General features: G+C 63.4%; 16 protein-coding genes and 1 other RNA gene. 4 read left to right on the forward strand and 13 right to left on the reverse strand.

The window, feature by feature from the left end:
- Positions 1-64: 64 nt before the first annotated feature.
- From cax to M3P27_03495, 4 genes are all read right to left on the reverse strand, one after another.
- The gene (gene cax / locus M3P27_03480; protein ID MDP9267370.1) at positions 65-1,213 is read right to left on the reverse strand and encodes a calcium/proton exchanger; all 1,149 of its coding nucleotides are present in this window, start codon (positions 1,211-1,213) and stop codon (positions 65-67) included.
- A 60-nt stretch (positions 1,214-1,273) separates the two neighbouring features.
- On the reverse strand, positions 1,274-2,053 hold the full coding sequence (locus tag M3P27_03485; protein MDP9267371.1) for a glycosyltransferase family 2 protein: 780 nt from the start codon (positions 2,051-2,053) through the stop codon (positions 1,274-1,276).
- Positions 2,054-2,147: 94 nt separating this feature from the next.
- On the reverse strand, positions 2,148-3,527 hold the full coding sequence (locus tag M3P27_03490; GenBank protein ID MDP9267372.1) for a hypothetical protein: 1,380 nt from the start codon (positions 3,525-3,527) through the stop codon (positions 2,148-2,150).
- Positions 3,528-3,635: 108 nt separating this feature from the next.
- Positions 3,636-4,622 carry a response regulator gene (locus M3P27_03495; GenBank protein MDP9267373.1) on the reverse strand — a complete coding sequence of 329 codons (987 nt, stop codon included), beginning with the start codon at positions 4,620-4,622 and terminating at the stop codon, positions 3,636-3,638.
- A gap of 136 nt (positions 4,623-4,758) precedes the next feature.
- Between M3P27_03495 and M3P27_03500 the strand changes: the two genes are divergently transcribed.
- Together M3P27_03500 and M3P27_03505 are read left to right on the forward strand one after the other, a co-directional pair.
- Complete coding sequence (locus M3P27_03500; GenBank protein ID MDP9267374.1) at positions 4,759-7,365, forward strand: AMP-binding protein; 2,607 nt, start codon at positions 4,759-4,761, stop codon at positions 7,363-7,365.
- A gap of 94 nt (positions 7,366-7,459) precedes the next feature.
- Positions 7,460-8,164, forward strand: coding sequence for a hypothetical protein (locus tag M3P27_03505; protein ID MDP9267375.1), 705 nt, complete (start codon positions 7,460-7,462; stop codon positions 8,162-8,164).
- Positions 8,165-8,655: 491 nt separating this feature from the next.
- On the opposite strand, the gene hpnI is transcribed toward M3P27_03505, so the two are convergent.
- The 3 genes from hpnI to M3P27_03520 are packed head-to-tail and all read right to left on the reverse strand — an operon-like array spanning position 8,656 to position 12,353.
- Complete coding sequence (gene hpnI / locus M3P27_03510; GenBank protein MDP9267376.1) at positions 8,656-9,813, reverse strand: bacteriohopanetetrol glucosamine biosynthesis glycosyltransferase HpnI; 1,158 nt, start codon at positions 9,811-9,813, stop codon at positions 8,656-8,658.
- A gap of 45 nt (positions 9,814-9,858) precedes the next feature.
- On the reverse strand, positions 9,859-11,127 hold the full coding sequence (locus tag M3P27_03515) for an ABC transporter permease (protein ID MDP9267377.1): 1,269 nt from the start codon (positions 11,125-11,127) through the stop codon (positions 9,859-9,861).
- The gene (locus M3P27_03520) at positions 11,124-12,353 is read right to left on the reverse strand and encodes an ABC transporter permease (protein MDP9267378.1); all 1,230 of its coding nucleotides are present in this window, start codon (positions 12,351-12,353) and stop codon (positions 11,124-11,126) included. Before M3P27_03520 ends, M3P27_03515 begins: the two co-directional genes overlap by 4 nt.
- Positions 12,354-12,552: 199 nt before the next feature.
- On the opposite strand from M3P27_03520, the gene rnpB reads away from it, so the two are divergent.
- Positions 12,553-12,957, forward strand: an RNA gene (rnpB, locus tag M3P27_03525) — RNase P RNA component class A.
- A 624-nt stretch (positions 12,958-13,581) separates the two neighbouring features.
- Here rnpB and M3P27_03530 read toward each other — a convergent pair.
- The 6 genes from M3P27_03530 to rpiB all read right to left on the reverse strand — a co-directional run bounded on the left by M3P27_03530 (position 13,582) and on the right by rpiB (position 18,728).
- Positions 13,582-14,391 carry a hypothetical protein gene (locus M3P27_03530; protein ID MDP9267379.1) on the reverse strand — a complete coding sequence of 270 codons (810 nt, stop codon included), beginning with the start codon at positions 14,389-14,391 and terminating at the stop codon, positions 13,582-13,584.
- Positions 14,392-14,520: 129 nt separating this feature from the next.
- The gene (locus tag M3P27_03535; protein ID MDP9267380.1) at positions 14,521-15,663 is read right to left on the reverse strand and encodes a glycosyltransferase family 4 protein; all 1,143 of its coding nucleotides are present in this window, start codon (positions 15,661-15,663) and stop codon (positions 14,521-14,523) included.
- A gap of 248 nt (positions 15,664-15,911) precedes the next feature.
- Positions 15,912-16,496 carry a class I SAM-dependent methyltransferase gene (locus tag M3P27_03540; GenBank protein ID MDP9267381.1) on the reverse strand — a complete coding sequence of 195 codons (585 nt, stop codon included), beginning with the start codon at positions 16,494-16,496 and terminating at the stop codon, positions 15,912-15,914.
- Between the two features lie 154 nt (positions 16,497-16,650).
- Entirely contained in the window at positions 16,651-17,925 is a 1,275-nt protein-coding gene (locus M3P27_03545) for a serine hydroxymethyltransferase (GenBank protein MDP9267382.1), read from the reverse strand.
- Positions 17,926-18,004: 79 nt separating this feature from the next.
- On the reverse strand, positions 18,005-18,277 hold the full coding sequence (locus M3P27_03550) for a hypothetical protein (GenBank protein MDP9267383.1): 273 nt from the start codon (positions 18,275-18,277) through the stop codon (positions 18,005-18,007).
- Entirely contained in the window at positions 18,252-18,728 is a 477-nt protein-coding gene (gene rpiB, locus M3P27_03555; protein MDP9267384.1) for a ribose 5-phosphate isomerase B, read from the reverse strand. The genes M3P27_03550 and rpiB overlap by 26 nt, the downstream gene beginning before the upstream one ends.
- Positions 18,729-18,839: 111 nt before the next feature.
- Here rpiB and M3P27_03560 point away from each other — a divergent pair, with 111 nt between their 5' ends.
- Positions 18,840-19,661 (forward strand): enoyl-CoA hydratase/isomerase family protein, encoded by an 822-nt coding sequence (locus tag M3P27_03560; GenBank protein MDP9267385.1) that lies wholly within the window; start codon positions 18,840-18,842, stop codon positions 19,659-19,661.
- Positions 19,662-19,719: the final 58 nt, after the last annotated feature.

Genomic DNA, 19,719 nt, shown 5'->3' on the forward strand with positions numbered 1-19,719 from the left:
CTGCGACCCAATCGCGGCAAGCCCGCTTATCCGGATCTTATTGGCCGGTACTTTGTCCGGGACGCTATTGTCCCGGCCCAGGCACGAAGTAGAACGCCACGCCCAGCATGAGGTAGAGCGCGAGCAGTTGCGCGCCTTCGAACCAGTTGGTCTCGCCGTCCGAGGAGATGATCTCGACCACCAGCACGCTGAGCGCGACGGCCACGATCTCGAAGGCGTTGAACACCAGCGTCATCGGACGCCCCATCGCCAGCGAGACGAACACCAGCACCGGCGCCACAAACAACGCGATCTGCGTGCTCGACCCCACCGCGATGGTGAATGCCAGGTCCATCTTGTTGCGGCGCGCCATCATTATGGCGGTGGAATGTTCCGCCGCGTTGCCCACGATGGCCACCACGATGACGCCGACGAAGAGTTCCGTCCAGCCCAGGGTCTTGGTGACCGCATCGATCTCGCCCACCAGCATCTCGCTCATGTAAGCGATGAGCACGGTCGCGACAGCCATCGACCCCAGCGCGCGCGTCTTTGAGATTGACGGCGGGCTCATTGCCCCCTCACCTTTCTCGTCCACGTTCTCCGGCGTGAACAGCCGCTTGTGTGTCTTCAGCACGAAGATGAAACTCACGCCATAGATCGCGATCAGCACGCCGCTGGTCCACAGACTGAGCTGCTCGATGCGTGCTCCCGCGTGCTGCAGGTTGCCGTAGACGGAGAGATCGAAGACTGCCGGCAACACCAGCGCGGCCACTGCCAGGAACAGCATGGTGGTGTTGGCGCCGGCAGCCACGCGCGAGAAAGTCTGGTGCTCGCGGTTCCACCCTCCCACGATGATCGCGAGGCCGAGCACCAGCAGCAGATTGCCGATGATGGAGCCGGCCAGGGATGCCTTGACCACCTCGATATGTCCGGCGCGCAGCGCGAAGAAACCGATGATCAGCTCGGTGGCGTTTCCCATGGTCGCATTCAGGATGCCGCCCACCGTGGGCCCGGCATATTCCGACAACGCTTCAGTGGAATCGCCCAGGATGCCGGCGAGTGGCACGATGGCGAGGGCGGCGAAAAGGAAAGTAAGAAAAGGCGAGTCACCGGAAAAATGCAGGGCGATCGCCACCGGAAGGGCGAGCAGCAGCACGTTCAGCCACCCCACCTCACAGCGGAAGGGGACCTTGTGCCACCACGAAGTCGCGCGGCGTTCGCGGCGTTCGCTCATGGCGCGCGATTGTAAATGCTGACCCGCTGCGGCGCGCGGACTTTGTGGGTGGTCGTGCTACTAGGTGCCGGTGGTGACCGCGGCCGGCGTCGCCGGCGCGGTGTATTTCCCCGTGAGGTCATTCCAGCGGACGCGCAGCAGCTCGGTGAACATGCGGATGCCATCGCGCACCGGGTTCACCTTGGAACGGTCGTCGTTCGCCCACTCCACCGCGATCTCATCCACCCGCAGCTTGGCTTTGCGGGCCAGGTAGAGGGCCTCGGGATCGAAGCCCCAGCGCTCGATGCGCATGCGTGGAAAGATTTGCTGTGCCGCTTCACGTTTGAATGCCTTGAAGCCACACTGCGTGTCCACGAAGCGGAGGCCGAGGATGATACGAAGCAGCAGATTGTAGACCCGGCTGAAGATCTGCCGCAGCAGCGACTGGCGCTGCGTCTGCAGCTCTGCGCGCAACCAGCGCGAGCCGATGGCGACGTCGGCGCCGGCATCGAGGGCGTCGAACAGCTTCTTCGCCTCGTAGATGGGCGAGGAAAGATCGGCGTCGGTGAACAGCAGGACGTCACCGTTAGCGTTCATCATCCCGTTGCGCACGCTGAAGCCCTTGCCGCGGTTGCCGGGGTTCTCCACCAGGCGCACGGCGGGGTTCTGCCGGCCGTAGCGGCGCACGATCTCGGCGGTGTTGTCGCGCGAGCCGTCGTTGACCACCACGATCTCGGCCGTCCAGTGCTGCTGCGCGATGTGTGCGAGCACCTTGTCGAGTGTGGCGGTGATGCGCTCGCTCTCGTTATAGGCGGGGATGACGATGCTGTACGTACGTGACTCCGTGGTTCCGGACGACATGTTCCAACCAGTGATGAAAGGATAAAGGATTTTTGCTGCAGGGGAGCAGCTACTTCGGATTAGTTGCCGGCCAGGGAGGCGGTGTTGCCATCGCCTACATCGTCTGCAGGGTCGCCGCCGTGTTCTGGCACTGCCCGCGCAGCTTGTCGATGGTGGCCTTCATCGCCGCGATCTTATCGGCCAGGCCCCGCTGTTGCGCCAACCCGATGAGCGCGCCGGCGTTCTCCGTCTCGCGGTTGGCCGAGGCGAGCAGGTACGCCAGGGCATCGGCGTGCGGCTTCCACAGGTATTCCGATCCCCGCTTGGCGTGATAGTCGCGCATCTCGCTGATCATGCGGTTCGAGAGGCAGACCGCTCGCTGCATCGCGCGCGCGTAGTCGGCGCGAAAACTCTTTTCCTGCAAGAAGTCGGCGCGGAAGGCTTCCGCCTCAGCCGCGGTCAGCGCGCAATTGCCGTGCGGCAGGGGCACCACCATGCCGCCCTTGTTATCCGAAGCGCGCGTAAAGTTGCGAATGGAATCCGCTACGGCGCGCATCTTGCCTTCCTCCACATCAACGATCAGGCCCGAGGGCGCCGCGGCTGCCGCCGCTCCGCCGCCGCCGCCGCCGATCACAGCCGTCCGCACCGCCGGCATCTTCTTATCCACTGCCTTCTTGAACTTCGAGAACTTGCGGAACTGCTCCTGCGCGCGGCCATATTCCACGTTCAGCACTTCGTCGTCCACCTGCTCGAGGTGCTGGAAGGTCACGTCCTCATCCACTTTCGACATGATGGACGTGCCCTGCTGCTGCGCCTGCGCCGCGAACGACTTGATGTGCTGCGCCGCCTGGTGGAAGAGCTCGTCAAAGCGCGCGCCGAAGAACGCGTTGTAGGCGGAGATGGTCGCCAGCGCCCGCGGATGATAGAAGCTTTGCTGCAGCGAGAGCTTGATCTCGCGTACCCGCTGCGAGATGCCGGAATCCATCAGCTTGTCGAAATGCCGGATGTCTTCCACTTCCTGCCGGATGAACTCGAACTCCCCGATCAACTGCGCCCGTTCCTTGGGCAGCTCGGGGACGGGGATCCCGGCGAGCGTGCTCTCCAGTTGCTTGGCGAAGTCCTGCGAGCGGTCTTCCTGCTTCTGCGCGCCCGCCATGCGGCGATAGAGGAAGGTTGCCACAAAATCGGTTTTGTCGCGGTCGTTCTCCTTCGCCGAACCCTTCTGGATGTAGTAGCGCAGGAGCGCCTCGGCCGTCTGGTCGGTGGTCGCATCTTTCAGCGCGTCGCGCACCATCGGCGGATTGATGGCCATATCCAGCAGGTCAAGCCAGCGCTGCAGCACGGCGATGGAACTCTCCATATGCTCGCGGTCGGCTGCCGCCTGCACCGCCTCCTGCGGCAACGGCACGGCGTGCGCCAACGCGATCTCGATCAATCCGACATAGAAGCCGTGGACCGCTACCAGGTCCTGCAGCTGCCGATTTTCCTCAGACAAGACACACCTCGGGCCGATGCTGTTCCGTGCTGTTCCCTGGGAGTCGGGAACCGGAGTTTAGCCCGTACGATTCAGGATTTGCAATGATTTACCGCAGGCTCACGCGGCTCAGGCGACGGACCGCTTCTGCTGCTCGAGCATGGTGAAGAACTCCGCCACGAGCTCTCTATCCCACAGACCGCGCGCGGCTTCCTCGCGCATGGTGCGCTCGGTCTCTTCGTGGGTGCGGGCAGGTTTATACGGACGGGTGGTGCGCAGCGCGTCATACACATCCACGATCTGCAGCACGCGCGCCAGCAAGGGGATCGCGTGCGCGCGCAGCCCGTCCGGATATCCCGAGCCATCCCAGTGCTCGTGATGGTTGCGGATGACGGGCAGCACCAGCCGCAGCGCCTTCAGCGGCTTGCAGATGTTCTCTCCGATCACCGGGTGCTGCTTCATGATCTCCCACTCTTCCGGAGTGAGCATGTCGCCCTTCTTCAGGATGTTGTCGGGGATGGATATCTTTCCCAGGTCGTGCAGCACGCCGCCGCGGCGCAGCGCGATCACGGAATCCTCGTCGAGATGCAAGAAGCGTCCCAGATCTTGCGCCAGATGCGAAAGCCGCTCGCAGTGGCCTTCGGTGTAGGGATCGCGCGCTTCCACGCCGAGGGCGAGCGTGAATAGCACCGTCTCCACGCTCTCCAGCTCGTCGGTGAACTCTTTGAGCTTCAGCAGCGAGCGCACGCGGGCGAACAGTTCCTCCGGGAATATCGGCTTGTTGAGGAATTCGTCGGCGCCGGCCTCGATCCCACGGATGCGGTCTTCGCGGTCGGTCAGCCCGGTGATCATCACCACCGGGATGAGCCGCGTCTGCGGATCTGCTTTCAACTCATGGCACAGCTCGTAGCCCGTCTTGCCAGGCATGATCACGTCGAGCAGGATCAGGTCAGGATGCTGCGCGCGGATGGCTGCCTGCGCCGCGTCAGCGCTGGTCGCAGTCGTGACCTCGTAACCACGCGAGCCGAGCAGCTCGCGCGTGAGGATGATGTTGTCGGGATTGTCGTCCACTACCAGGATGCGCGGCGCACGACGACGCAACGAGAGTTCAGCCATGTCCTTAGTTGGAACAGCGGCAGCTCTGGATGGTTGTATGGACGAGATGGGATGCAGCTACTCTGGCAGGTGGGCCCGCGCTTGGCCTGCGGCCCTGATTGCATTTACCTTGGCTTCTCGCATGCAGCCCTTTCCGGTGCCACGGGACTCACTCGCGCAGTACTTCCAAGACCTCCGCCGCTGGGGGTCGGGCACTGCCTATGTGCACCACCGCGGATACCGCTGGGAGCGCTGGAGCTATCGCCGCGTGGCCGATACAGCCGCCCGCTTCGCGAGGCTTTTGGAATCGCGCGGCGTCGCCCGTGGCGACCGCGTCGTGGTGTGGGGCGAGAACTGTGCCGAGTGGGGCGTGGCGTTCGTCGGTTGCGTGCTGCGTGGCGCCGTCGTCGTTCCGATGGACAAGGTCGCCACGCCCGACTTCGTCCGCCGCGTGGCCGAGCAAGTGGACGCGAAGCTGGTGATCAGCTCGCGCGAGCTGCCCGAGATCGACGTCGATCTCCCGCGCGTCACGCTCCCGCGCATCATCCTGGAAGATCTTGCCGAAGTTGTGGCGGAGTTTTCCGCGGAATCCTATTCCCCGCCCCCGCTCAGCCGTGCCGACACGCTCGAGATCGTCTTCACCTCGGGCACCACCGCCGACCCCAAGGGCGTGGTCATCTCGCACGGCAACGTGCTCGCGAACCTCGAACCGCTCGCGCGCGAGATCGCGAAGTACAGCAAGTGGGAGCGCTGGTTCCATCCCATCCGCTTCCTCAACCTGCTGCCGCTCTCGCACGTCTTCGGACAGTTCCTCGGCGTCTTCGTGCCGCAACTGATCGGCGGCACCGTCCTTTTTCAAGACACGCTCAACCCCACCGAAGTCCTGCAGACAGTAAGGAAAGAGCGCGTCTCGGTCGTCGTCGCGGTCCCGCGGATGCTGCAATCGCTCGCCGATAAGATCGAGCGCGACGTCGAGGCGGAAGGCAAGAGCGCGTGGCTGCGCCGCGCCTTCGAACGCGGCAAGGAGCAGAAGTTCCTGCGCCGCTGGCTTACCTTCCGCCGCATCCATCGCAAATTGGGTTGGAAGTTCTGGGCGTTCATCTCAGGTGGCGCCGCGCTCGATGCCGAGACGGAAGAGTTCTGGAGGCGACTTGGCTATGCCGTCATCCAGGGCTACGGACTCACCGAGACCACTTCGCTGATCAGCGTGAATCATCCTTTCAAGCTGGCCAAGGGCGCGATCGGCAAGGTGCTGCCCGGCCGCGAGCTCAAGCTGGCCGATGATGGCGAGATCCTGGTCCGCGGCGAGAACCTCGCCGCCGGATACTGGCAGGGCAAGCAGTTCACCCCGGTCCTGCAAGGCGAGGACAGCCGCAGCGAAGATGCGGGATGGTTCCGCACCGGCGACGTCGGCGCGCTCGACGCCGAGGGCAATCTCTTCTTCAAGGGACGCAAGAAGAACGTGATCGTAACGCCCGCCGGCATGAACGTATTTCCCGACGACCTCGAAGGCGCGCTGCGCCGCCAGCCCGAGGTGCGCGATTGCGTCGTCATCGGTCTCGAACGTGGCGGCAACGCCGAACCTTGCGCCGTCCTGCTGCTGGGTCACGGCGAAGCCGCTGAAGTCGTCAAGCGCGCCAACGGCTCGCTCGCCGAGTATCAGCAGATGCACAGCTGGTACGTCTGGCCGGAGCAGGATTTCCCGCGGACTTCCACGCAGAAGCCGCGCACCAACCTGATCGCCGCGCAGGCGCAGGCTGGTTTGCTGAAAACGTACGAACCGGCGGCGGCAAGCGACAAGGCCACCGCTCCCGAGCAAGGCGCGCTCGCCGAGCTCATCGCGCACATCACCGGACGTCCCGTCGCGTCGTTCTCCGGAGCCCTGGGAAAAAACGCCAAGCTCGAAGGCGACCTGAACCTCAGCTCGCTGGACCGCGTGGAGCTGATGTCTGCCATCGAAGACCGCTACCAGCTCGACCTCAACGAGAGCGGATTCGCTGCCGCCACCACCGTCGGCGAGCTCGAGAAGATGCTGCGCGAGCAGCCTGCTTTCGGATCAACGGCGGCGCGCACCGACTACGAATACCCGCGCTGGGCGCAGCGCTGGCCGTTCACCTGGATCCGCCCCATCATCTATTACCTGCTCACCTGGCCGGCGACCATGCTGATGAACAAGCCGAAAGTCATCGGCCGCGAGAATCTGCGCGAGCTACGCGGACCTGCGCTGGTCATCTCGAATCATGTCGCTTACCTCGACGTCGGCTTCATCCTTTACGCGCTGCCGCCGCGCCTGCGCAACCGCCTCGCCACCGCGATGGAAGGCGAGCAGCTTCGCGTGATGCGCCACCCTGGGGCCGATGTCCCGGCATGGCGGCGTCCGCTAAAAAAGCTGAGCTACTTTCTCACCATCGCGCTGTTCAATGTTTTCCCGCTTCCCAAGACCACGGGCTTCCGTGAAGCGTTCGCGTACGCAGGCGAGTCCGCCGACCGTGGCTACAGCGTGCTTATTTTTCCCGAGGGCGTGCGGACGACGACCGGCGAGATGGCGAAGTTCCGCAGTGGTATTGGCCTGCTGGCGAACCGCTTGGGACTGCCCATCATCCCCATGCGCATCGAAGACCTGTTCCCGCTCAAAGTTCGCAAGCAGCGCTTCGCGCGTCCCGGGACCATCAAGGTGCGCATCGGCAAGCCCGTCCGCTTTCCGCCCGGGACGGACCCCGAACAGATCGCGAAAGATTTGCAGCAGATCGTGGAGTATCTCTAACCACGAAGGTCACGAAGTTTCACGAAGGAAAAAACAGATGTTACCTTGGTGTCCCTTCGTGTCCTTCGTGGTTAAAGGGTTTCGTGACTGAAGCATGAAGAAAGTCGTCGAACGCGAGCGCAACAAGCACTACTACCGCGTACTCCACGTGCCCATCTGGATCTGGGTCTTCTGGATCCTGCCCGGCAATCTCACCGGAGACCTCTACGCCCACGGTCCCGACCGCCGCCACTGGCTCTGGCTCGCCATCGTCGCCGCCCTCTGCGCCTGGCGCGGATTTGCCGGACGCCTGCCTGGCGCGGAACCGCGCCCGTACATCACGCATTGGGGCGTGGACCAGCCGAACCTGTGGTATCGCGTGGTCTGCTACACCGCGGCATGGATCGCGCTGCTCGTCCCTTACACGCTGAACCTCGTGGGGCTGATCATCGCGAACGTGACCGGCGAGTGGCGGCTCAAGACGATGTACAACTGGCTCTACTGGGTGCTGGCGCTAATGGTGGTACTCGCGACGGCGTTTGGCGTGACACCGCGCGCGCGCCGCTCGACGAAAAACGAGGGTGCCGAGCGCGGCTGGTTCTACGTGGCCATCTGGACGGTCGTCCCCACACAAGTCATCGCCTGGGCGATGTGGCGTCTCGGCTCGCGTATGGGCATGTCCGGCGCGCCCCTTAACCGCCTGCGCCTCGCCGCCTTCCTCGCGAGCACGCTCCTCTTCTTCGCCCTCGGATACTTCGCCAAGCTGCCCCGCACCGACCGCTACTACGTCGTCGGGGCGGAGGCTAAGGGCGGCTTCTGATTCTGCTCAGGCTCGTGTGGAGGCGGGCGACTCGCCCGCCCGTAGCGCCGGCGTCCCGCCCGCGAAATACAGCGTCATGCGGGTGCCCCACACAAGCCGGGTTTGCTTGTGTGGGAGGAAGAATGACGGCAGAAGAATCCTTGTCAAGCCCCTCTTTCTCTCGATTTCCTCCTAACTCCTTGCATCGGTTCACGATAAAGTTCCGCGCCAACTGTCCGGTTTACCCCTCCAATTGGCGCATACTGGAATTGGCGGGGTGTGCCTACTCGCCGTCGCGCTCGCTCTTTGACAACAGAGCCCATTGGGTAACCCAATCCTCCATTGGGTAACCCAATCCGTAACATGATGATTCCAAACGGAAATGGTCAAAAACACCCGGGGGGAGGGGGTAACCCAAAGGGGGCTTATCCACGGTTGACTCGCGGATGACCCGCCAGGGAAAGCGACGCATGCCAGTTCCCTGGATAACGCCGGCGCTGTGCCCGCAGGCGCTAGGCGAGGCGGATCTTGCCCTTATCGAGGACGAAGTCCTCACCGCGCCAGTGGACGCGCGAGCCGGCGTAGCTCGCCACCCAGATGACCACGGCAATGAGCTCGCGTAGCGGCAGCAGCGGCAGGTCACGCAGCACGTAACGGTCGTGCAGCACGAGCAATCCGACGACCAGCGCGACGGTAACGCGCAGCGCGGCAGCAGCAGCCAGCAACAACCAACTCCACCATGCGCCGGCACTGGCGAGCGCGGCGAAGGCAGCCCACACCACGCCGAAGGTGAGCGCGAGGCCAGCGTATCCCCAGGGACGCGAGCTACGCGTGGAGCGTCCCCAACGCAGCTGGTGATCGAAGAAGTCGCGCATAGAGTAATCGGGAATGTGGTTCTCGACCACGGTATCGGCGATCTCGACGCGGTAACCCGCGGCCGAGATGCGCGCGCCGAGTTCGAAGTCGTCAGCCAGGTAGTCCACCAGCGTCTCGAGGCCGCCGATGGCGGCGAGCGCCGAGCGCGTGCATGCCAGGGTCGAGCCCAGCGCGAAATGGACTCCGCCCTCGATCTGCCGCGCGGTCAGCACTCCGGCCATGAACTCGGTGGAGATGCCGAGCGCCTCCAGTCTCGACCCGAGTGTGCGGCCAGGAATGGGGCGATACAGCGCCGTGATCATGCCGGTCTGGGCAGCCCCCTCGGCTGCGGGCGCGAAGTGGCGCAGGACGCGCGCCAGATAGTCCGGCTCGACGCGGATGTCGCTGTCATTGATGAGCACGTGCTCGAAGCGGGCGCGCGGCAGCATCTGGATGAGGCTTGAGACCTTGCGATTGGCGCCGAGTATCTCCGGACAGACGACCAGTTCGATGCGGCGCTCCGGGAACTCCTGCCGCAGTAGCTCCACGTTGGCCACGACGGGATCGGAAGCGTCCGCGACGCCGAAGATGAGCTCGTAGTCGCCGGAGTAATCCTGCAAGCAGTGGGAACGGAAGGCTTGGCGTTGGTCAGGATCGATGCCACGCACCGGCTTGAGTATCGAGACTGGCGGCGCGAAGCCGAGAGCGGAACGCCGCGCGCGCAAGAAGGAACGCGCGCTCCACAACGAGATCACATAGAAACCGATGCCGCAGAGCGCGAGCACGGCAAAGACGACTTGGAATGCGACACTCAACGGCCCCCGGCAAAAAACATGACGGAGTGTTGGAACGGAAAACGCCTATTCATAGCGCAAGGATTCGATGGGGTCCAGATTGGCGGCCTTCCACGCCGGATAGATCCCAAAGATGAGGCCGATGGCACAGGAGATGAGAAAGGCCGCAGTGAGCCATCCCATGGAGAGTCGCGCCGGAATCGCGGTGAGGAAGAACTGGATGATGAGGACGAGGGCCGAGCCGGAAATGATGCCGATAAGCCCGCCGAGCCCGGTGAGGGTGATGGCTTCGAGCGTGAACTGGAGCAGGATGGCGCGTTTGCGGGCGCCAATGGCTTTTCGCACGCCGATCTCCCGGGTCCGCTCAGTGACGGAGACGAGCATGATGTTCATGACGCCGACGCCGCCGACGAGCAATCCTACGCTCGAGACGGCGAACATGAAGACGAAGAGGCCGCCGGTCAACTGTCCCCAGAGGTCAGAGAGCGAGTCCTGGGTCATGATGGCGAAGTTGTCGGGCGCTTGGGGGGAGACGTGACGGCGGCGGCGCAACACCTCGCGCATCTCGTCCATCACGATGGGCATGGCCTCGTGCGAGACAGCCTTCACGCTGATGAGATGGTCCTTCAGTTCAGGGTGCATCTTGCGCAAGGTGCTCAGGGGGAAGTACGCGATGTTGTCTTCCGGGTTCTTGCCGCCGGAAATCACGTTCTTGCGCGGCTCGGCCACACCGATGACGGTAAAGAGGCGACCTTCGATCTTGATCTCCTTGAGCATGCCCGGTTCGCCCGGAAAAAGTTCTTCGGCAGTGTCGTTGCCGAGCATAACCACGTTGGCGCTGCGGCGGTCTTCTTCGTCCGTCCACATGCGGCCTTCCTTCATGTGGATGTCGTAGACCTCTTTCACCGAAGCGGTATCGCCTTCAAGGATGGTGTTGGTGACTTTGCGTCCGTTGTAGCTGAGCGAGTAGGTACCCATGCCGAACTGGGGATTGAAGTAGCGCACGCCCACGGTGACGGCCTCGACAAAGGGCAGGTCTTTCATCGCCTCGGCATCTTCCTTGACCAGCTCTTTGCGCAAGCGGATCTCTTCCGTCGGGCGCTGGAAGGTGAAGAAATCGAAGCGGAAGGCCCACACGATGTTGGAGCCGAACTCGGTGATGGAGACGTCGATGTTGTGTTTGAGTCCGTTGACCACGGAGGAGATGAGGATGACGACGGCGACGCCGATGACGACGCCGAGGATGGTGAGGCCGGAACGCAGCTTGTTGCCGCGGATGGTATCGAGCGCCATCCGCATGATCTCGGCCTGGTGTCCACTGCGCTTGAAGATCACAGCTCGAACCTCAAGGCGGCGATGGGATCGAGGTTCGCAGCCTTGCGTGCCGGGTACACGCCGAAGAAGATGCCGACGGAAGCGGAGACGACGAGCGCCGCGACCACAGCCCACAACTCGATGCGCGAGGGCATGCCAATGACGAGGGTAACGGTCTCGGCGACCAAGAAGCCGAGCACTACGCCAAACATGCCGCCGATCACTGCCAGGATGCAAGCTTCAATGAGGAACTGGCGCAGAACGTCTGTCTTGCGCGCGCCCAGGGCTTTGCGGATGCCGATCTCGCGGGTGCGCTCGGTAACCGAGACCAGCATGATGTTCATGATGACGATGCCGCCGATGATGAGCGAGATGGAGGCAAGCGCGATGGTGACGGCAAAGATGTTGTCGCTGATGCTGGCCCAGAGGCTGAGGAAGCTCTGGTTGGTATCGAGGTCGAAGGAATCCGGCTTGCCGAGGGCATCGTGGCGGCGCGAGCGCAGGATGACGCGGACTTCTTCCATCGCGCTGGCGAGGGTCTGGCCCACACCGGCGGCCTTGCCCCAGATGCGGATGGTGTTGTGCGCGCCATATTGGCGCTGCCAGCTGCTGATAGGCATCATCACCCAATTGTCGCGGCTTTGGCCGAGCGTCTTTCCCTGGCGTTTCGCGAGCCCAACGATGGTGTAGGACTGGCCGTCGATGCGGATCTCTTTGCCGACCGGATCGACACCTTTCATCAGGTTGTCCATGATGTCGGCGCCGATGATGACGACGTGCGCGGCGGTATTCATGTCTGTCTGCGTGAGGAAGCGGCCCTCGACGACGTCGAGGTCATAGATGGAAGCCATGGAGGGAGTCCAGCCGCGAACGCCGGTGTCAGAACTGGACTGCTCGCCGTAACGGATGTGTCCGTTGCTGTTGTTCACCGAAGCGCCGATGTAGGAGCAGTGGCGGCAGCCTTCGAGCACGGCCCGGTAGTCCTCGAGGGTGATGTCTTTACGCTTCTGGCCTTCGGTGAGCTGATCAATGTTGGTGATCACGTTCGGCATCTTGCTCACGATGAAGACGTCGGCGCCGAGGTTGAAGACCTTCTCGGCCACGTAACTGTTGATGCCGTTCACGAAAGTGACCACCGCGATCACGGCGGCCACGCCGATGACCACGCCCAGCAGGGTGAGCACGGACCGGAGTTTGTTCGCCCAGAGCGATTGCAGGGCGATGCGGATGGCTTCCAGGTTACTCATGGAGAAGGGACGATTGTAGCAGGGGGTCGAGGGGCTGCACCGCCCTCCCGACCCGCGGCGGGAGGGCAAAAAAGTGTCCAAGGGGCACTAGGGGTGAAGCGCCCGGTTGGGCGCACGATGGCCTAGGGGTTGACGAACGAGAGTAGCTGCGGGATGAGTCCCCTAGGGGAGAGGGCCATCGAATACAATGGAGGAGTTGCAAGCGGGCCGGACGGTCGCGGGCGCGCAAGCGCGCGAGGAAAGTCCGAACTCCGCAGAGCGATGTGCCAGGTAACGCCTGGGACCTTGGTCTCAAAGCCAAGGGACGGAAAGTGCCACAGAGAAAATACCGCCTGGGCCGCAAGGCCCCGGTAAGGGTGAAAAGGTGCGGTAAGAGCGCACCGGCCGGCTGGCAACAGACGGCGCATGGCAAACCCCACATGGAGCAAGACCAAATAGGCAGGGAGTCCGGGGAAACCTGGACGCGAACCGGCTCGGCTCGCCAAACCTGCGGGTAGGTCGCTGGATCCAGATCGCGAGGTCTGGACTAGAGGAATGACCGTCCCTCTCGCCGTTCCTTGGAACGACGGGGGGACAGAATTCGGCTTACAGGTCCGTTGGCACAAAATGCCCTCCGGCTGGGAAGACCAGTCGGAGGGCATCAGCTTTTTCAGACACCGAAACGCTGCCTTAGTTTCTGACGCAGGTCACGGCTCCAGTAACCGAGTCGGTAGAGCGGTGGTAGCCAGCGGGACACGAGGCGGGGACACAACTCGCTGCACCCGTTCTCGCGTTGGTGGAGGGCTGCTGACCCGCCGGGCACGGTGTTACGCCGGGGTTGCCGGTGTTTCCCTGATTACCCTGGTTTCCCTGCGCGCCTTGCGCGCCGGTCTGTCCGGTCTGGCCGGGATCGCCAGCCTGGCCGGAGGTACCCTGTGCGCCGGTCTGGCCGGATGCTCCAGCTGCCCCGGGCTGGCCAGGTTGACCCTGTTCCGGCGGTGCTGCGGTCTGGGTGCAACCAGCGATCATTAAGCCCAAAAAGATCACGACTGTAACGAGCAAGCTCTTCATATGATTCTCCTGTTTCCGGTGCTCAGAATTGTTTCGCGCGCGCTATGCAATGTGTCCCACAGCGAGGATGGTAGCGATGTCCCGGCGGGAGAACTGTTCAGAGTTGAACAGGTAGACGAGAATCCTGGTTGGCGTCCATCATGATCCGCAAGATCGTTTTTAGCGCAGGACGCCGGTTTTAACGCAGGACGCCGGCACCCAGCGCGGGAGCGGTCCGCGGGCGTAGCCGGCGGGTGGCGACGGAGCGCGCGGGCGCGAAGTTCTCTGCGACCACCTCGGCGGTCTGCACGCTGACATCGTGCGAGACGAAGACATGCTTGCCGACGAAGCGCACGTTGGCAACGGCCTCGCTGCCGGTCTGCATCCACATCCCCTTCGCTTCGCTGAACGTGAGCGTGAGTTGCAGGTCTTTGATCAGCCAAGACGGGCTCTTCGCCGGGCGGCCCACGATGCGACGGATACGGTAGGTCGCGGCGTCCACATAGGCCTCGCCCTGGAGCAGGTTACGGTCGCTGCGCCGGGGACGCAGATCGAGCACGTAGACGGGAACACCAGCTAGCTGCTCGGTGCGCAACAATCCGAAATCGTAATTACTCCGATTCAGGTCGAACTGACCCGCCTGGCGCGCCATCTCCGTCTCTCGATCGAGCACGCGGCGAACCACCTTCTCCCCCGAGCCTGAGCCACTGCTCTGCTTGATCTCGTATTGCTTCTGGTCCGGCGGCTGGAAGCTGAGCTCGGCAACGACCTCAGAGGTGGCGCGACTGGTGTCCGAGCCATAGAGCTTGTAATCGCACGTGACGACATACGGGCGGAAGTGGGTTCGGTTGTCGGCCTGCGCTCGTTCCATGCGCGCAATGATGGTCGCTAGATCGGCGGTCGCCAGATCGGCGCCTCGACCGCTGGAGGGGGCCGCTACCTGGACTTGTCCCATTGCGGCGGCAATGAGCGTTGTCAGCGTGATAAAGATTGGGAAAAGTTTACGCATCTCGGTGGCCCTGTGCCTCTCACCGCTTCGCCGCACTGCCGGATTAGAAGCACTTGAACGGCCACAGGAGGGCTGCCAGACGGAGGATTTCAGCAGCTCAGGTCAGGAGCTCTGGAGGGGGGAGGAACCTTAGTTCCCAGCAACCTGGCTATAGGCCTCAAGCAGGCGGCCGACGGATGTCTCCCAAGAAAAGCGTTGGGCTTGCTCGATGGAGGCCGCCTTCAAACGCGCGCGCAGCTCCTGGTCGAGCAGCACGCGAAGCAAGGCCCGGGTGATCTCGAAGACGTTTTCCGGATTGACGAGGACGGCGGCCTGCCCCACGACTTCGGGCAGCGACGAGGTGTTCGAGGTGACCACCGGCGTGCCCAGCGCCATGGCCTCGAGGGGCGGCAATCCGAAGCCTTCGTAGAGCGAGGGGAAGACGAAGATCTTGGCGAGGTCGTAGAAGATGCGCAGGGTGTCGATGGAGACGAAGCCGAGAAAGCGGACGTCGCGCTCCACGCCGCTCTTGATCACGGTGCGGCGCAGGTCGGGATGCTTCGACAGCTCGTCGCCGATGATGATCAGCTTGAGGTCAGGGAACTTCCCTTCCTTCTTCAGCTCCGCCTTGAGCACGGAGAACGCTTCGATGATGCGCACCAGATTCTTGTGCGGCTTGATGTTGCCGGCGTAAAGCAGGAACGGATAGTTCACCTGGTAGCGCTCGGCAACGAGAGCGCGGTCGGCGGCAGTGGCGTGTCCGACGCGGAAGCGCTCGTCGATGGCGTTGGGGATGACCTCGATCTTCGCTTCCGGGATGTGAAAGTAGCGCACGATCTCGCTCTTGGTGAACTTTGAGACGGAGAGTATGCGCGAGGCGCCGGCGAGCGCGCGCCGCGAGAGGCGATGGTGAAAGAGACGGCGGAACGTGGATTCGTCGGGCCGCGGGAACATGTAGGTCATCACGTCATGCGCGGTGACGAGGTAGGGCCGCGACATGGCGCGGGGCCGCCAGAACAGGTGCGGGATGTGGGCGATGTCACAGCGCTCGCGCTTTACGATGGTGTCGAAGGCAAAGTAAGCGCGCACGGCGCGCTCGAGATGCGGCAGCGGGACGCAAGTGAAATTGGGCGGCAGCTCGCCCAGTTCGGCAAAGCGCTCGGGCAATCCGATGAGGACGTATTCGTTCTGCGGGCCGATGCGCGCGAGCGTGCGGACGACGTTGCGGATGTACGTCCCGATGCCGAACGAACCGACACGGCGGATATCGATAGCGACGCGCACGAGGAGCATTGTAACCACGGCGACGCAGAGAACACCGAGACGGCGTGTTCTCCGCACCCCCGGGATCAGCTCCTTGCGGCGACGAGCAGCAGGTCGCGCGAGCCGAGCCGGAAATCGCTGCCGTCCGTGCCGCCATACAACGCCTGCACGGTGAACGTTGTGGAGCGCAACATGCGCACGATCTCTCCCGCGGTGTACACCGCCTGCGACGAGCGGCGAACGTCTCGTTCGCCGTTGCGGATGAAGGTGTCTTCGCCTTAGAGGCGACCTTCGGCAGGCCGATAGTCGTTCACCGTCTGCATGGTGATGTCGCCGATCACGTACTCCGTGCTCGCCTCGAGATGCGGCAGCAGGCACTCGGCGGCGGCGCCGGTCTCGAGCAGAAAACGCCCGCCGGGCTTCAATGCGTGCGCGACCGCGCGCAGAAAGTCGAGCGTCGCATCGTGCTCGAGATATCCGAAGCTGTTGCCGAGACAGATAGCGGCATCGAATTCCGACTGCCACGGCAACTCGCGCATGTCGGCGAGACGCCAGTCGACGTTATTGAGCTGGCGCTGTTGGCCGTTTGCGCGGGCTTCCGCGATGAACTCCTCCGCGAGATCGACGCCCACGACGGAGAAGCCACGCGCAGCGAGCTCGAGCGAGTGGCGTCCGTTGCCGCAAGGGACATCGAGCACGCGGGCACCGGGAGCGAGCGCGAGCCTCGCGATGGCGAAGTCCACCTCGGCGCTGGTCTGCTCGGGCGTGACGGCGTTACGCCACAGGTCAAGCGTGATGCCATGAAAAAACGTCTCGTACCACTTGGTTTCGTACCACTTGGTTTCGTACCAATGGGATGACATTCTGGGTGGTTCTCCTTTTGCGTTGGAAGAAGTGCGCACAGCTGCGCACGCGCGCGCGGCCGGTGTTCCGGACCGCGCCGGCGGCAAAAGGTATCGTTAGCGGATGGCGATAGTCACAGGCGCGAAGAAAATGTACCAGCCGTCCCCAGATGCTTCAAGCCTTGAGTTCTGCCGCGTTGCGCGCGCGGCGTGCGGCATAGAGTGGGAACTGTTCGCAGAGGCCGAGCACCTGCTTGCGGATGCGCGCAAGCGCGGCGGCATCGGCGCGTTGGTTCAGCGCTTCGGCGATCCAGCGGCCGACCTGCTTCATCTCCGCTTCCTTCATGCCGCGTGTGGTGATGGCGGGCGTGCCGACGCGGATGCCGCTCGGCTTCATCGGCGGATTGGTGTCGAACGGGATGGCGTTCTTGTTGACGGTGATGCCGGCCTCGCCTAGCGCTTTCTCGGCGTCGGAGCCGAGCATGCCTTTGGCAAAAACGTCGACCAGCATGAGGTGCGTGTCCGTCCCGCCGGAGATGATGCGGAAGCCTTCCTCGGCGAGCGATTGCGCCAGCACCTTCGCGTTCGCGACGACCTGGCGGGCGTAGTCCTTGAAGCTGGGCTGCATCGCCTCGCGGAAGCAGACGGCTTTCGCCGCGATGATGTGCACCAGCGGGCCACCCTGCACGCCGGGGAAGATGACTTTGTCGATGGCCGCGGCGTGCTCTTGTTTCGAGAGGATCATGCCGGCGCGCGGTCCGCGCAGCGTCTTGTGCGTGGTGGTTGTGACGATGTGGGCGTGCGGCACGGGCGAAGGATGCGCTCCGCCGGCGACGAGCCCGGCGAAGTGCGCCATGTCCACGAGGTAGAGCGCGCCGACCTTGTCGGCGATCTGGCGCATGCGCGCGGAGTCGATGATGCGCGGATACGCCGAGCCGCCACCGATGATCAGCTTGGGTTTGTGCTCTTCCGCCAGCTTCTCCAGCGCGTCGTAGTCGATGGTCTCGGTCTCTTTGGTCACGCCATAGGGAATGATCTTGTAGGTCTTGCCGGAAAAATTCAGGGGGTGGCCGTGGGTGAGGTGTCCGCCGTGGGCGAGGTTGAGCCCGAGGATGGGGTCACCGGGCTGAAGCACGGCAGCGTAAGCAGCCATGTTGGCGGTGGAGCCGGAGTGCGGCTGAACATTGGCGTGCTCGGCGCCGAAGAGCTGCCTGGCGCGATCGCGGGCGAGGTTCTCGACGATGTCGGCAAACTCGCAGCCGCCGTAGTAGCGCTTGCCGGGATATCCCTCGGCGTATTTGTTGGTGAAGACGGAGCCGGCGGCCTCGAGCACGGCCTCGGAGACGAAGTTCTCGCTGGCAATCAACTCCAAGCCTTCGTGCTGGCGGCGTTCCTCGTTGGCGATGGCTTGCGCGACTTCGGGGTCAGCCTCGGCGAGCGGACGATTCATGCTGTTGTTCATAAGGATCTGCCATAGATCGAAGCCTCAGTGTATTCCCGCGGCGGCGTGGGATGCCAGAGCGAGGATGCTAGCGCGAGGCGCGAATGAAGTCGGCCCACCGGCGCGCCTGCGCCTGCTTGCCGAGCTTGAGCGTGAGGTATCCGTCGGCAGTCTCGAGCTTCAGGATGTCGCGCTGGACCTCGGCGGAGCGGATGTCGGCGAGCGCAAGCTCGAGTCGGAAATAGCCGCGAAAGATGAGCCGCTCGCGGTCGATGGTAGCGGTGCCGGAGGAGAACTGGTCGCCGCGCCGCAGCTGGCACTGCGCGCTGATGCGCTCAGGCGCGGGATTTTTCGCCGGCATGCGACTGGATCTCTTCCCGTTCGATCGCGGTGATCTTGTCGACGCGGCGCTGATGACGGCCGCCGGCGAAGGGCGTGTGCAGGAACTTCTCGACGATGGCCCAGGCTTTCTTCTCATCGAGGAAGCGGGCGCCGATGGCGAGCACGTTGGCGTCGTTGTGGTCGCGCGAGAGCCCGGCTTCCTGCTCGCTGGAGACGCTGGCGGCGCGCACGCCGGGGACCTTGTTCGCGGCGATGGCCATGCCGATGCCCGAGCCGCAGACGAGCAGTCCGAGCTCGGCTTGCTTCGCGGCGACCTTCTCGCCGACCTTACGAGCGTAGTCGGGATAGTCGACGGATTCGGTCGAGACGGTGCCTTCGTCGTCTACCTGTACGCCCTCCTGGGCCAGGCGTTGCTTGAGCTTTTCTTTCAGCTCGTAACCGGCATGGTCGGCGCCGATGGAGATTTTCATGGCGCCATTCTAGCAGTGGCCCAGCCCGTTCGTGCGGCTTGCCCGCGGGCGGCATTTCGGACCATAATCACGCGCGCAATATCACACGCACCCCCCAGCAAGAGGTGAAGTATGGCGACCCCGTCCGGCGGCATGGTTGAGGTTCAGGAACCAAAGTCCGAAAAGAAGGGCTACAAGCACATCATCTTTGACACGTCTTCGTTCATGGCGCGGATCACGCTGAACCATCCGCCGTACAACGTGCTGACGGTGCCGCTGATGAACGAGCTGGCAGATGCGATCGAGAGCCTGAACGGGCGCGGCGACATCAAGGCGATCCTGCTGGAGTCGAACCAAAAGACGTTCTCCGCGGGCATCGGCCTGGAGGATTCGAAGTCCGACCGCGTGTTCCAGACGCTCGATGCTTTCAACCGCGTCTTCCACGCCATCACCGAGATCTCCAAGCCGATGATCGTGATCGTGAACGGGCCGGCCATCGGCGCGGGCTCCGAACTGGTGGCGTTTGCCGACATGGTGATCGCAACGCCCAAGGCAAAGTTCGCGCAGCCGGAGGTGAAACTCGGCATCTTCCCGCCCTTCGCCGCCATCATGCTGCCGCAGCTGATCGGGCCGAAGAAGACCTATGAGCTGATCCTCACCGGTGAGGCGCTGAGCGCGGAAGAGGCGCACTCGCTCGGCTTCGTGAACAAGGTGGTGAGCGAGGCCGACCTGCAGAAGACCGTGGCCGACATTATCGCGAAGATCGGTGAGTTCTCGTCCCCGGTGCTGGAGATGACCAAGAAAGTGATCTCGAGCTCGATGGGACTGCCCATCAAGGAAGCGATGAAGAAGTCGCAAGACGTGTACTTGAATCAGCTGATGGCGCTCGAAGACGTGCAAGAAGGCCTGCGCGCGGTCTTAGAGAAGCGCAAGCCGGTGTGGAAGAACAAGTAGTTGCCCGTGCTGCTGGCGGTTATAGCATAGGTGTCCTGTGGATTGGACACCTTGCAGA

It is taken from the genome of Acidobacteriota bacterium, from assembly GCA_030774055.1.
In the GTDB taxonomy this organism is placed as follows: Bacteria; Acidobacteriota; Terriglobia; order Terriglobales; family Acidobacteriaceae; genus JACPNR01.

Bases quoted from the DNA above. Each gene is read 5' to 3' on its own strand.
- M3P27_03535 (MDP9267380.1), bottom strand. From the start codon at position 15,663: ATGCTCCTCGTGCGCGTCGCTATCGATATCCGCCGTGTCGGTTCGTTC.
- M3P27_03550 (MDP9267383.1), bottom strand. From the start codon at position 18,277: ATGCCGGCGAAAAATCCCGCGCCTGAGCGCATCAGCGCGCAGTGCCAG.
- M3P27_03505 (MDP9267375.1), top strand. From the start codon at position 7,460: ATGAAGAAAGTCGTCGAACGCGAGCGCAACAAGCACTACTACCGCGTA.
- M3P27_03485 (MDP9267371.1), bottom strand. From the start codon at position 2,053: ATGTCGTCCGGAACCACGGAGTCACGTACGTACAGCATCGTCATCCCC.
- M3P27_03495 (MDP9267373.1), bottom strand. From the start codon at position 4,622: ATGGCTGAACTCTCGTTGCGTCGTCGTGCGCCGCGCATCCTGGTAGTG.
- M3P27_03530 (MDP9267379.1), bottom strand. From the start codon at position 14,391: ATGCGTAAACTTTTCCCAATCTTTATCACGCTGACAACGCTCATTGCC.
- M3P27_03540 (MDP9267381.1), bottom strand. From the start codon at position 16,496: ATGTCATCCCATTGGTACGAAACCAAGTGGTACGAAACCAAGTGGTAC.
- M3P27_03520 (MDP9267378.1), bottom strand. From the start codon at position 12,353: ATGAGTAACCTGGAAGCCATCCGCATCGCCCTGCAATCGCTCTGGGCG.
- M3P27_03545 (MDP9267382.1), bottom strand. From the start codon at position 17,925: ATGAATCGTCCGCTCGCCGAGGCTGACCCCGAAGTCGCGCAAGCCATC.
- cax (MDP9267370.1), bottom strand. From the start codon at position 1,213: ATGAGCGAACGCCGCGAACGCCGCGCGACTTCGTGGTGGCACAAGGTC.
- M3P27_03560 (MDP9267385.1), top strand. From the start codon at position 18,840: ATGGCGACCCCGTCCGGCGGCATGGTTGAGGTTCAGGAACCAAAGTCC.
- rpiB (MDP9267384.1), bottom strand. From the start codon at position 18,728: ATGAAAATCTCCATCGGCGCCGACCATGCCGGTTACGAGCTGAAAGAA.